Source organism: Seonamhaeicola aphaedonensis (assembly GCF_003386195.1).
GTDB classification, from domain to species: Bacteria; Bacteroidota; Bacteroidia; order Flavobacteriales; family Flavobacteriaceae; genus Seonamhaeicola; species Seonamhaeicola aphaedonensis.
This window is the reverse complement of sequence record NZ_QRDX01000004.1, coordinates 317,013-329,466: the sequence shown is the minus strand read 5'-3', so window position 1 is coordinate 329,466 and position 12,454 is coordinate 317,013. Positions and strand designations below refer to the sequence as shown.

Here is a 12,454-nt window from a genome sequence, read left to right as displayed (position 1 = left end):
TAATGTTGCTTATTTCTAAAAAAGGAAAGTTTTTAACCATTTGAGAACGTTATTAACAGTTTATTTATTTTTGTTTGATGGGGGCAATCAAACAACTACTTAATTTTTATATTAATAGCAGCATTCATGTGGCTTTGGCTGTTTGTGCATTAACTTGGACTACCTTTTTGGAATTTCAAGTTCCCATAGATAAAATACTTATGTGTTTTATTTTTTTTGCCTCTGTAACAGGGTATAATTTTGTGAAGTACTTCGGATTAGCAAAATTTCATCACAGACGTTTAGCAAATTGGTTAAAAGCCATTCAGGTTTTTTCTTTTTTTTGCTTTTTATTGATGGTTTATTATGCTGTTAAATTACCTGTAAACACTTTATTATATACCTTAGGTTTTGGAGCAGTAACCTTTTTTTATGCCATTCCGTTTTTACCAAAACGTTTTTTTGTAGATAAGCAACAAAATTTACGAAGTATAGGTGGACTTAAAATCTACCTTATTGCTTTTGTGTGGACTGGGGTTACTGTTTTTATACCTCTAATTAATGACGCTTATCAATTATCTGCAGATGTTTTTATAACAGGTTTTCAACGCTACATTTATGTTGTTGTATTAATGCTGCCTTTTGAAATTAGAGATTTAAGGTTTGATAATTTAAAACTATCAACTATTCCACAGAAAATAGGAGTGCCTCTTACTAAGATTATTGGTGCACTCTTATTATTTCTCTTAATAGCTTTAGAGCTTTTAAAAACTGAATTTAAATTTTCTCAGCTATTAATAATTACGGTTATGGCATTTTTAACTTGGGTAGCAATTAAATTTTCTGAAACGAATCAGGGAAAATATTACAGCTCTTTTTGGGTAGAAGGATTACCACTATTATGGCTGCTATTGATGCACTTGTTTATTTAATTTGCTTGTTCTTTAATAGCTTTATCAAGCTCTTTTTTCATATTTTTTTTACTGGTGCTGTCTAAACATTCCACTTTAGATTCTTTTATCCTCTTTGTTAGCATAGCATTACTTTTGTAGTAAGCTCTGGTAATTTTGCAGTAGGAGAGTCTTATATTTAACTTAAATTTTTCCCATGAGCTAGCTTCATCATATTGCGCTTTGTCACAAATATGTTGTGCTTCATCACAGCTAACAAATAAAAAACTTTGCTTTTTCATCATTAAAACCAATTTTCTTTTAGGCAATCTGCCATGGCGGTGCGCGCTCTATGGATAATTACCCAAAGATTAGACGCTGTAATATTTAGTTCATTACAAATAACTTCGGTTTCAATACCTTGTATGGTTTTCATTTTAAAAACGTCGGCTTGCTTTAAAGGAAGTTTGCTTAAACAATTGTATATAGCATTTCCCAATTCACTGTTTTGCATGGTGTCTTCTGCAGTTTTATCAAAGGGGTCTGCAACACGTTCTTCTAGCCAATCGCCTTCGCTTTCTTCATCCTTATAATTAATTCTAACCTCAGCTTTACCTTTGTTAGAATTAATTTTCCGATAATGGTCAATAATTTTTCTTTTTAAAATAGATATAAGCCAAGTACGTTCACTGGCTTCACCTTTAAAATTTTTCATTGACTTTAGACCCGCTAAAAAAGTATCTTGAACTAAATCCTGAGCAACTTCTCTATCATTAATACGAGCAATGGTATAGTTGTAGAGATAATCAGAATATGAATCGATCCATTTGTTTGGATTAATCTCGTGTTTGGGCATTGTCTAGCAATTGTTTTATAAAACCAAAAATAAGATAAAAAATCGAATATTTTCAATTGTTTAAATAATACTAAAAATTATTGAAGAATTGCTTTTTGAGCCTGTATTTCAGAACCATTAACCAGGCATTTGTATATATGGTTAAGATATTTAAAATGGGGTAGTAATAGTTTGAGTAATTTTGAATTGAAGTTTAATATTATTGTTTTATAATCTTTCTATAATTGATAAAAAAAAGTGACACCTAAACGAAATTAGGTGTTACATTATTTCAGCAACCCCGCACGTTTTAATAAAGCTTCAGGTTTTGGTTCTTGACCCCTAAAACGTTTGTATAAAGTCATAGGGTTCTCAGTACCACCTTGACTTAATATGTGGTTTTTAAATTTGTTGGCAATTTGTTTATCAAAAATACCTTCTTCTTTAAAATATTCAAAAGCATCAGCATCTAATACTTCAGCCCATTTATAGCTGTAGTATCCTGAAGAATAACCTCCCTGAAAAATATGAGCAAAAGCAGTACTCATACAATTTGTTTGAACATCAGGGTATAGATTTGTATTTTCAAAAGCTTTAGATTCGTATTCTTTTACGCTCTTGATTGATTCTGGTGAATCACTTGCATGCCAACTCATATCCAATAGACCAAAACTTAATTGTCTGAGTGTTTGCATCCCTTCATGAAATGTAGCCGATTCTTTGATTTTTTCAACCAAATCCATTGGTATAATTTCGCCAGTTTCATAATGTGTTGCAAATAACTCTAAAGCATCTTTCTCATAGCACCAATTTTCCATGACCTGACTTGGTAATTCTACAAAATCCCAATAAACACTTGTTCCAGATAAACTTGGGTAGGTAGTATTGGCTAACATACCGTGTAGGGCATGACCAAACTCATGGAATAGCGTCGTAACTTCATTAAAAGTTAGTAAAGAAGGCTTGGTTTTAGTAGGTTTTGTAAAGTTACAGACTATTGAAATATGAGGTCTTGAATTTTCACCATTTTTGATATACTGAGGTTTGAAGGACGTCATCCAAGCACCGTTTCTTTTTCCTGGTCTTGGATAGAAGTCAGCATAAAAAACAGCTATAAATTCACCTTTTGTATTGGTAACTTCATACGTTAAAATATCCTCATGATATTTGTCAATATTATGAATCTCTCGGAAATTTAAATCGAAAAGTTTATTAGCAATGGTAAAAGCTCCATTAATAACATTTTCAAGTTTAAAATATGGTTTTAATAGCTCGTCATCAAGATTGAACAGTTTTTGTTTTAATTTTTCAGAATAATACGCTCCATCCCATTTCTGTAGTTGCTCAATACCGTTTAATTCTTTTGCAAAGTTTTGAAGATTTGTAAATTCTCTTTCGGCAGCAGGTTTGGCCTTTTCCAATAATTCATTCAAAAAACTGAGAACTTTCTTGGGGGTTTTTGCCATGCGTTCTTCTAAAACGAATTGAGCATGTGTTCTATATCCTAAAAGTTTAGCACGATCATGACGCAGTTTCACAATCTCTAAAACAATTTGTTGATTGTCTAAATCATCATTTTTAAATCCTTTGCTTCCAAAGGCTAGAGACATTTTTTGTCTTAACTCCCTATTGTGAGCATACGTTACAAACGGAATATAACTAGGGTAATCTAAGGTGAATAACCAACCTTCTTTTTCTTTTGATTCAGCCAGTTGTCTAGCTGCTTCAATAGTGCCTTCAGGTAAACCACATAAATTCTCTTTTTCTGTAATGAGCATTTCAAACTTATTGGTTTCGGCTAAAACATTTTCACCAAATTTAAGTTTCAGCTGACTTAATTTTTTGTCAATTTCTCTGAGCTGTTCTTTTTTATCCTCTGGTAGGTTAGCACCATTTCTTGAGAAGCTTTTATATTTTTTATCAAGTAATGTTTGTTGTTCAGTGGTTAATTTTAAATCATCTTTTTTATCATAAACTGCTTTTACACGTTCAAACAAATCTTTGTTTAAAGTAATATCATTACTAAATTCAGAAAGAAGCGGAGATACTTCGTGAGCTATTTTTTGAATAGTTTCATTAGTTTCTGCAGAGTTTAAATTGAAAAATATACTTGAAATTCTATCTAATTTTTCGCCAGAAAAATCAAGGGCTTCAATGGTGTTTTCAAATGATGGTTCGTCAGTATTGCTTACTATTGCATCAATTTCGGCTTTAGCATCATTGATAGCTTCCTTGAAGGCTGGTAAAAAATAGTCTTCTTTAATTTTCGAAAAAGGTGCTGTATTATAAGGTGTTTGAAACGGATTGAGTAATATTTTATAAGACATTCTTATGAGGATATTGTAAATATTTATAATTTACTATGCATACATAGTAAAATTTTTATATTTTTGTTTGTGAAAGTTATAAGAGTGACTAACTCGAATAAAATTATATGTTAATATAGCTAGTGAAATCCTGAGGTTTATCTCAGGATTTTTTATTGTAAATCTTTTGCGGATTCGTTTACTTTAATTTTTAAGCCTTCTTTATAAGCAATTATTTTGTCTAACACACATTTATCTGCAGAGCCAATAATTTGTGCCGCTAAAATACCTGCATTTTTTGCACCGTTTAGGGCAACAGTGGCAACAGGAACACCACCTGGCATTTGTAAAATAGAAAGCACAGAATCCCAACCATCAATAGAGTTGCTGCTTTTTACAGGAACACCAATAACTGGAAGTGGTGACAATGAGGCAATCATACCAGGTAAATGTGCAGCACCACCAGCACCAGCAATAATAACCGATAAACCCCGTGTATGCGCATTTTTGCCATAATCAAAAAGTTTATCTGGAGTCCTGTGTGCAGAAACAATATCAACTTCAACTTCAATATCAAATCCTTTTAAGATGTCTATGGCATCTTGCATAACTGGGAGGTCACTCTTGCTTCCCATAATTACACCTACTTTCATAATACTTTATTTGTTCAGTTGTTTATTTATTAGTTTTATATAGCTTAACAAATAAACGATTCAACTATTACACTTTACTCACTTATAACTTTTATACTTTTCTTTACCGCTTCTGCCACACGTCTGGCTTCATCTAAATCTTCATTTACTATGGTAACATGTCCCATTTTTCGGAATGGTCTCGTTTGCTTCTTCCCGTAAATATGTGGGGTTACACCATCCATTTCCATAATGGTTTCAATATTTTTATAAACTACATTTCCTGTAAAACCTTCAGCGCCAACTAAATTTACCATAACGCCACCTACTTTACTATCGGTTCTTCCTAACGGTAAATTTAAAATAGCTCTTATGTGTTGTTCAAATTGAGACGTATAACTGGCTTCAATGGTTTGGTGGCCAGAATTATGTGGCCTTGGTGCTACTTCGTTAACTAAAATTTGATCATCTTTAGTTTGAAACATTTCAACAGCTAGTAATCCAACATGATTAAAAGCTTCAGAGACTTTCAGGGCCACTGCTTTTGCCTTATTTGTCACAGCATTATCAATTCTTGCAGGACAAATAACATATTCAACTTGATTGGCTTCTGGGTGAAATTCCATTTCAACAACTGGATAGCTTTTAATATCACCAGAAGCATTTCGGGCAACAATTACCGCTAATTCATTCTTAAAAGGAACCAAGTTTTCCACTATACATTCTACGTTTGGTAATCCATCTAAATCCGCAATGGTTCTTACAATTTTAACACCTTGCCCGTCGTATCCAAATTGGGCACTTTTCCAAACAAAGGGCAGTGATAAACCACCATGATTTATAGATTCTTTTATTTCAGAGGTATAAGCAAACCTTGAGAAAGGAGCCGTTGGAATATCATTATCAACGTAAAATAGTTTTTGTTTCGCCTTGTTTTGAATAGTTCTCAAAGTTTTAGAGGCGGGATATACTTTTATGCCTTCTTTCTCTAGGGTTTCCAGAGCATCAACATTTACATTTTCAATTTCAATAGTAAGTACATCTACTTTTTTACCAAAGTTGTAAACCGCTTCGTAATCCATTAAGTCACCAAGTGTAAACTCATTACAAGCAATTTTACAAGGTGCCTCATTACTGGAATCCATCACCGAGGTGTTTATATCAAATTTTCTAGTATTGTAAAGCAGCATTTTACCAAGTTGGCCGCCACCAAGAATTCCCAATTTAAAATCAGAAGAAAAAAAGTTCATCAATGTCTTTTAAATAAAACTGTTTAAAGATGTTGCAAAAATACACTTAAATATGAAATTAGGTTCTAAATCCTAATTCAAAAAATCGGTATTACTTAATCTATTGATTATCTTTGCTGCTCAAAACAAGTTTAGGGTGATAAAATTACACGACAAATTTTTTAAACCTCTTATTTCTGCAGCACAAATTGAGAAGGCCATTGATAGATTGGTCAAAGAAATTTCGGCTGATTTAGGCGATGAAATTCCAGTATTTGTAGGTATTTTAAATGGGTCTTTTATGCTAACAAGTGACTTTGTAAAAAAGTATCCAAAACCATGCGAAGTTACTTTTATTAAACTAGCTTCTTACGAAGGCTTACAATCCTCAGAAGATATTCAGCGTTTAATTGGCCTTACTCAAGATCTTACAGGTAGAACAGTTATTATTCTCGAAGATATTATAGATACGGGAAAAACTTTGGCCGAAGTGTACAGAATTTTTAAGAATGAAAAAGTAAAGACCCTTAAAATTGCAACGCTTTTTTACAAACCTGAAGCTTATAAAAAAGACTTTAAATTACATTATGTAGGTATTGAAATTCCAGATAAATTTATAGTTGGTTACGGATTGGATTATGATAATTTAGGAAGAGATTTACCAGAAGTATATCAAATAAAAGAAACGCAACATATGACAAACTTAGTGCTATTTGGTCCTCCGGGAGCAGGTAAAGGAACCCAAGCAGAATTTTTAAAAGAAAAGTATAATCTCGTACACATTTCTACAGGTGATGTTTTTAGGTACAATATTAAAAATGAAACCGCTTTGGGTATGTTGGCCAAGTCTTATATGGACAAAGGCGCATTGGTGCCAGATCAAGTAACTATTGATATGTTGAATGCTGAAGTTGAAAAGAATGCTGACGCCAATGGGTTTATTTTTGATGGATTTCCACGTACCGATGCCCAAGCAAAAGCATTGGATGAATTAATGGATACAAAAGATTCCGCTATTAATGCCATGATTGCTTTAGAGGTTGATGATGAAGTACTCGTAAAACGATTATTAGAAAGAGGTAAAACTAGCGGAAGAGCTGACGATGCCGATGAGTCTATTATTCGAAATAGAATTAAAGAATATTACAATAAAACAGCTATCTTAAAAGATTACTATTCTGCCCAAAATAAGTATTTTGGTGTTGATGGTGTGGGGAGCATTGAAGATATTACCGTGCGTTTAAGTGGTGTCATAGATAATCTCTAACTTATACTTTAAGAGCTTGAGTTTAAACTTTAAACTTTAAACTTAAAACTTTAAACTCAAAATATGACTGAAGGGAATTTTGTTGATTATGTAAAGGTCTATGTGTCGTCTGGAAACGGAGGTAAGGGGTCTGCGCACTTGCATAGAGAAAAATATATTGCCAAAGGTGGTCCTGATGGAGGTGATGGTGGCCGAGGCGGCCATGTGATTATTCGTGGTAATGCGAATATGTGGACGCTCTTTCATTTAAAATTTAAAAAGCATTTTCGAGCAGGTCATGGCGAACATGGTGGCAGTAGTAGAAGTACGGGTGCCGATGGAGAGGATGTGTACGTTGATGTGCCTCTGGGAACAGTTGTTAGAGATACTGAAACAAACGATATACTCCTAGAAATTACAGAAGATAAGGAAGAGCAAATTCTCGTTCAAGGCGGAAAGGGTGGTTTAGGGAACTGGCATTTTAAAACGGCTACCAATCAAACCCCTCGTTATGCACAACCTGGTTTGCCACTTGAGGAAAAGTATATTACTTTAGAGTTAAAGGTATTGGCTGATGTAGGCTTGGTTGGGTTTCCAAATGCTGGGAAATCCACACTTTTGTCGGTTATGACCTCAGCAAAACCTAAAATTGCCGATTACGAATTTACTACTTTAAAACCCAATTTAGGTATTGTTGAATACAGAGATTTTCAAACCTTTGTTATGGCTGATATCCCTGGAATTATAGAGGGTGCTGCTGAAGGTAAAGGCTTAGGACATTATTTTTTACGCCATATAGAGCGAAACTCTGTGTTACTGTTTTTAATTCCCGCAGATGCCGATGATATTAAAAAACAATACGATATTCTTTTGGATGAATTGAGACGTTACAATCCAGAAATGCTTGATAAAGAACGACTGATTGCTATATCAAAAAGCGACATGTTGGATGATGAGTTAAAAGCAGAACTTAAAAAAGAACTGGATAATGAACTTCCTATTCCTTATTTGTTTATTTCGTCGGTAGCGCAACAAGGCATGGTTCAACTTAAAGATGCTTTGTGGAACATGTTGAATCCTTAGTATTTAAAGCTTTTCTATTTGCAGTATTTTTTGAGTACCTTTAATGAAAAATTTGCTTCAAATGAAATCATTAAAACTCATATTATTTGCTTTACTCCTAGTTGGTTGTGCGCCCATTCGTGTAAATTATGATTTTGACAGAACTACTGATTTTACAGATTATAAAACTTATCAGTATTAAGGTGATATGAAAACGGGTTTGAGTGAATTAGATGCGAAACGCTTATTAGATGCCATAGATTCTAAAATGAACTCCTTAGGTTTCCAAATTTCTGAAACACCAGATTTTTTAATAGATATTAGAAGTATTGAATATCAAGGAGCACCTAGGAATACTGTGGGTGTTGGTTTAGGTGGGGCCGGACGTAATATGGGAGGTGGAATTTCTTTGGGGATACCTGTTGGTCAGGGTAATTTAAATAGACAAATTAGTATTGATTTTGTTGATGAAAAAGGCAAAGGTTTATTCTGGCAAGCTGTTAGTGAATCTAGCTTTAACCCTAATACCACTCCAGAAAACCGAGAGGCACAATTAAAGGCTATTGTTGCAAAGGTTTTGGCTGGATATCCTCCTAAAAAAAGTTAGTTTTACTATAAACCTCTAGTATTTGCTTTAATATTTTTATTTTTATGAACTAGATGTTTCATCTAAATCGTGCAATTCATTTAGAGTATTTCTATGCGAGACTATAAAATTATTAGATATTCAAAGGAATACTTCCAAATCTGGAATGAATTTATTTCTAAATCTAAGAATGGTACTTTTTTATTTCATAGAAATTTTATAGAGTATCACAAGGATAGATTTGAAGATTTTTCATTATTAGTTTTTAGAAAAAATAAACTTGTTACGGTTTTGCCAGCAAATAAGGTTGATAATACATTACACTCTCATCAAGGGTTGAGTTATGGAGGTGTAATTGTTAAACCAGAACTCAAATTTAATATCCTTATTGAATTATTTAGAGAAATTCTATCTTTTTTAAATGGTCTCAATATTATCTATTTTGAAATTAAAATGCTACCCTCAATATATTCTCAATTCCCTAACGACGAACTACTATATATGATGTTTTTGCTAGATGCAGAACTAATAAAGAGGGAGTCTCTTTCTGTGATAAATAATGAAGCTGTAATAAAGATTTCAAGAAATAGAATGGAGGGTGTTAAAAGGGGTGAAAAACATAACCTTAGAATAATTGAAGAGAACAGTTTTGATGCATTTTGGAATGAGATTTTAATACCAAATTTAAACTTAAAACATAAAGTATCTCCAGTTCATAGTTTGGAGGAAATTTTATTGTTAAAAGAATACTTTCCTAACAATATTAGGCAATTTAATACTTACTACGAAAACACTTTAGTTGCTGGAGCTACAATTTTTGAAACAAAAAATGTAGCTCATTGTCAGTATATTTCAGGGAATATAGAAAAGAATATTCTGGGAAGTTTAGATTTATTGCACTATCATTTAATTAGTAACGTTTTTTCAGACAAAAAATATTTTGATTTTGGTTCCTCAAATGAAAATGATGGTAAACAAGTTAACAGAGGATTACAGTATTGGAAGGAAGGTTTTGGAGCTAGAATTATAACTCAGGATTTTTATAGAATTAAGACTGAAAATTACAAGCTATTAAATGGTGTGTTTATATGATTAAGTTTTTAGATTTACAAAAAATAAACGCTCGCTTTGAAACTCAATTTCAAGAGAAATTTCAAGACTTTTTAAGTTTGGGTCAATATATCTTAGGAGAAGAAGTGAGTACTTTTGAAAGTGAATATGCTAAATATTGTGGAACAAAATATTGTATAGGTGTTAGTTCAGGTTTAGATGCTCTTCAGCTTATTTTTGAAGCATACAAAATATTAGGCAAATTGGAAGATGGTGACGAAATAATTGTTCCAGCAAATACATATATAGCATCCATATTGGCTATAAGTCATAAAGGATTGAAACCTGTTTTGGTTGAACCTAATTTAGAGACATTTAATATTAATCCTATTGAAGTTGAAAAAGCTATAACACCAAAGACAAAAGCTATTTTAGGAGTTCATTTATATGGAAAGCTTTATGATGTTGCTGCTTTGAATAAAATTTCTAAAGCATATAATTTATTGTTGATTGAGGATGCAGCTCAGGCTCATGGGGCTGTATATAGGGATGGAAGAAAAGCTGGAAATGTTTCAAATACGGCAGCTTTTAGCTTTTATCCAACTAAAAACTTAGGAGCTCTAGGAGAGGCAGGAGCTATTACGACAAATGATTCAGCGCTAGCAGAAGTTCTATATAGATTAAGAAATTATGGAAGGGGAACTTCATATAAAAATGATTACAAAGGATATAATTGCAGATTAGATGAAATACAGGCAGCCTTTTTAAGAATTAAATTAAACTACCTTGATGAAGATAATAATAGAAGACGAGAAATAGCTAGTCGGTATTTTCAAGATATGAATTCTGAAAATGTTAAATTACCTTATTCCAAAGACTTAAACGAACACGTATTTCACCTTTTCGTAGTTAGATCTAGGAGAAGAGAAGAACTTAAGGACTACTTATATAAAAATGGCATCGAAACTTTTGTGCATTATCCAATACCAACCCATAAACAAAAAGCATATCAGGGACTAAATAATCAAAAATATCCTATAACAGAAAAAATTCATAAAGAGGTATTGAGTTTACCAATAAATCAATTATTAGAAACTCAAGAAGTAGAGAAAATAGTTGCAGTTATTTCTAATTATAAATAGTTTTTTGAACGAAAATAAAAACTCATATAAACAAATATTAAAAGCTACAACATTATTTGGTGGCGTTCAAGTTTATAATATTTTGTTATCTGTTATAAAAACAAAGATAGTAGCTGTTTTAATAGGCGCTAATGGTTTGGGGGTTTTAGGTTTGTTTAATTCATCTATTAGACTGATAGTAGATGTAACAAAAGTTGGTTTAGATACAAGTGCTGTTAAGGAATTATCTGAATTAAATTCAAATGCTGAAAGTTGTGAAATCTCGGACTTTATATCGGTTTTAAATAAGGTTATTTGGATTACCGGAGTTTTGGGAGCGTTTTTAGTGGTGTGTTTTTCTAAGCCTCTAAGTGTTTGGACTTTTGGAAGTGATAAATATACCATCCATTTTACATGGTTGGCAATAGCTATTATATTTAATCAGCTTACAAAAGGGAAAATAGCAATATTTCAAGGGAATCATCAGTTAAAAAAGCTTGCAAAGGCAAATTTAATGGGTAGCTCATTAGCGTTGTTAATTTCACTTCCTATATATTTTTATTTTAGAATGGATGGTATTGTACCTGCCATAATAGGAAGTTTTGTAATAACATATTTAGTTTTTTTAAGGTATTCTAATACTAAGAAAACAAAAACAATAAAGCATAGTTTATCTGAGATTTACCAAAAAAGTAAAGCAATGTTTTCATTAGGGTTAACTATGAGTTTTACATCCATTGTAGGGGCTTTAACTCTATGGTTAATTCAAATTTATATCAGAAATCAAGGAGGTGTTGAAGCAGTAGGCTTTTATAGTGCAGGGTTGGTAATAATAAATTCTTACGTTGGAATGGTTTTTAGTGCTATGTCAACAGATTATTTTCCCAGACTTTCGGCAATAAATAGAGATAAGGTTGCAGTAAATGAAGTAGTAAACAAGCAAGCCAACATTGCTGTTTTAATAATTACGCCTATAATATTATTATTTTTAACTTTTGATTTTTTAATAATTCGAATATTATACACAAAGGAATTTCTAGTTATTTTAGGTTTAGTAACTTTTGGGGTTTTAGGAACTCTGTTTAAAGCAGTTTCTTTTTCAATTGGTTATGTAATTATAGCTAAGGGAGATTCAAGAATTTTTATAAAAACAAGTTTGTTTTTTAATGCTATTTTGTTTTTAATATGCGCGTTATCATATCATTATGGGGGACTCAAAGGTTTAGGAATAGGTTTGTTATTGCATTATTTTATACATTTTACAGTCTTAAAAATATTAACTCATTATTTATATGGACTAACCTTAAATAGAGCCTTTTACAAAGTATTTGTTCTTTGTGTTTTCTTGTGTTTTATAGGTTTTTTAGGAACTCTTGTTGGGCAGAAATATATTCGTTTTTTGGTAATGGTTTTAATTGTGTCGATTTCAGTTATATTTACTCTAAGAGAATTTAATAAACAAATTGATCTGAAGGAGATAATGCACAAATTTTTAAAGCAAAATAAAGAAAAATAAAA

Annotated in this window: 12 protein-coding genes; 7 read left to right on the top strand and 5 right to left on the bottom strand. The window is 32.0% G+C overall.

Features of this window, described 5'->3' with window-relative positions:
• Positions 1-77: 77 nt before the first annotated feature.
• Positions 78-911 (top strand): UbiA prenyltransferase family protein, encoded by an 834-nt coding sequence (locus tag DFQ02_RS09090; RefSeq protein WP_116524105.1) that lies wholly within the window; start codon positions 78-80, stop codon positions 909-911.
• Here the strand turns inward: DFQ02_RS09090 and DFQ02_RS09085 are convergent.
• The 5 genes from DFQ02_RS09085 to DFQ02_RS09065 all read right to left on the bottom strand — a co-directional run bounded on the left by DFQ02_RS09085 (position 908) and on the right by DFQ02_RS09065 (position 5,892).
• Positions 908-1,174, bottom strand: a complete 267-nt coding sequence (locus tag DFQ02_RS09085) for a hypothetical protein (protein WP_245940241.1) — start codon at positions 1,172-1,174, stop codon at positions 908-910. The two genes, DFQ02_RS09090 and DFQ02_RS09085, sit on opposite strands and share 4 nt — an antisense overlap.
• A complete protein-coding gene (locus DFQ02_RS09080; RefSeq protein ID WP_116524103.1) occupies positions 1,174-1,725 on the bottom strand; it encodes a sigma-70 family RNA polymerase sigma factor in 552 nt (183 codons plus the stop codon). Before DFQ02_RS09080 ends, DFQ02_RS09085 begins: the two co-directional genes overlap by 1 nt.
• A 266-nt stretch (positions 1,726-1,991) precedes the next feature.
• Complete coding sequence (locus DFQ02_RS09075; RefSeq protein ID WP_116524102.1) at positions 1,992-4,031, bottom strand: M3 family metallopeptidase; 2,040 nt, start codon at positions 4,029-4,031, stop codon at positions 1,992-1,994.
• Between the two features lie 152 nt (positions 4,032-4,183).
• The gene (gene purE / locus DFQ02_RS09070; protein WP_116524101.1) at positions 4,184-4,666 is read right to left on the bottom strand and encodes a 5-(carboxyamino)imidazole ribonucleotide mutase; all 483 of its coding nucleotides are present in this window, start codon (positions 4,664-4,666) and stop codon (positions 4,184-4,186) included.
• A gap of 71 nt (positions 4,667-4,737) precedes the next feature.
• Positions 4,738-5,892 carry a 5-(carboxyamino)imidazole ribonucleotide synthase gene (locus DFQ02_RS09065; RefSeq protein ID WP_116524100.1) on the bottom strand — a complete coding sequence of 385 codons (1,155 nt, stop codon included), beginning with the start codon at positions 5,890-5,892 and terminating at the stop codon, positions 4,738-4,740.
• A gap of 136 nt (positions 5,893-6,028) precedes the next feature.
• Here DFQ02_RS09065 and DFQ02_RS09060 point away from each other — a divergent pair, with 136 nt between their 5' ends.
• The 6 genes from DFQ02_RS09060 (at position 6,029) to DFQ02_RS09035 (ending at position 12,452) form a co-directional block, all read left to right on the top strand.
• Positions 6,029-7,138, top strand: coding sequence for an adenylate kinase (locus tag DFQ02_RS09060; RefSeq protein ID WP_116524099.1), 1,110 nt, complete (start codon positions 6,029-6,031; stop codon positions 7,136-7,138).
• 63 nt (positions 7,139-7,201) lie between these two features.
• Positions 7,202-8,200 (top strand): GTPase ObgE, encoded by a 999-nt coding sequence (gene obgE / locus DFQ02_RS09055; protein WP_116524098.1) that lies wholly within the window; start codon positions 7,202-7,204, stop codon positions 8,198-8,200.
• Between the two features lie 187 nt (positions 8,201-8,387).
• Complete coding sequence (locus DFQ02_RS09050) at positions 8,388-8,786, top strand: DUF4136 domain-containing protein (RefSeq protein WP_317124696.1); 399 nt, start codon at positions 8,388-8,390, stop codon at positions 8,784-8,786.
• Positions 8,787-8,879: 93 nt separating this feature from the next.
• Positions 8,880-9,857, top strand: coding sequence for a GNAT family N-acetyltransferase (locus DFQ02_RS09045; protein WP_116524097.1), 978 nt, complete (start codon positions 8,880-8,882; stop codon positions 9,855-9,857).
• A complete protein-coding gene (locus tag DFQ02_RS09040; RefSeq protein ID WP_116524096.1) occupies positions 9,854-10,957 on the top strand; it encodes a DegT/DnrJ/EryC1/StrS family aminotransferase in 1,104 nt (367 codons plus the stop codon). The genes DFQ02_RS09045 and DFQ02_RS09040 overlap by 4 nt, the downstream gene beginning before the upstream one ends.
• Positions 10,932-12,452, top strand: a complete 1,521-nt coding sequence (locus tag DFQ02_RS09035) for an oligosaccharide flippase family protein (protein WP_116524095.1) — start codon at positions 10,932-10,934, stop codon at positions 12,450-12,452. The genes DFQ02_RS09040 and DFQ02_RS09035 overlap by 26 nt, the downstream gene beginning before the upstream one ends.
• The last annotated feature ends 2 nt before the right edge of the window (positions 12,453-12,454 follow it).

What these genes read in the sequence shown, in the direction of transcription:
- obgE (WP_116524098.1), top strand. Translation starts at nt 7,202, where the DNA reads ATGACTGAAGGGAATTTTGTTGATTATGTAAAGGTCTATGTGTCGTCT.
- DFQ02_RS09065 (WP_116524100.1), bottom strand. Translation starts at nt 5,892, where the DNA reads ATGAACTTTTTTTCTTCTGATTTTAAATTGGGAATTCTTGGTGGCGGC.
- DFQ02_RS09085 (WP_245940241.1), bottom strand. Translation starts at nt 1,174, where the DNA reads ATGATGAAAAAGCAAAGTTTTTTATTTGTTAGCTGTGATGAAGCACAA.
- DFQ02_RS09080 (WP_116524103.1), bottom strand. Translation starts at nt 1,725, where the DNA reads ATGCCCAAACACGAGATTAATCCAAACAAATGGATCGATTCATATTCT.
- DFQ02_RS09075 (WP_116524102.1), bottom strand. Translation starts at nt 4,031, where the DNA reads ATGTCTTATAAAATATTACTCAATCCGTTTCAAACACCTTATAATACA.
- DFQ02_RS09045 (WP_116524097.1), top strand. Translation starts at nt 8,880, where the DNA reads ATGCGAGACTATAAAATTATTAGATATTCAAAGGAATACTTCCAAATC.
- DFQ02_RS09050 (WP_317124696.1), top strand. Translation starts at nt 8,388, where the DNA reads ATGAAAACGGGTTTGAGTGAATTAGATGCGAAACGCTTATTAGATGCC.
- DFQ02_RS09090 (WP_116524105.1), top strand. Translation starts at nt 78, where the DNA reads ATGGGGGCAATCAAACAACTACTTAATTTTTATATTAATAGCAGCATT.
- DFQ02_RS09040 (WP_116524096.1), top strand. Translation starts at nt 9,854, where the DNA reads ATGATTAAGTTTTTAGATTTACAAAAAATAAACGCTCGCTTTGAAACT.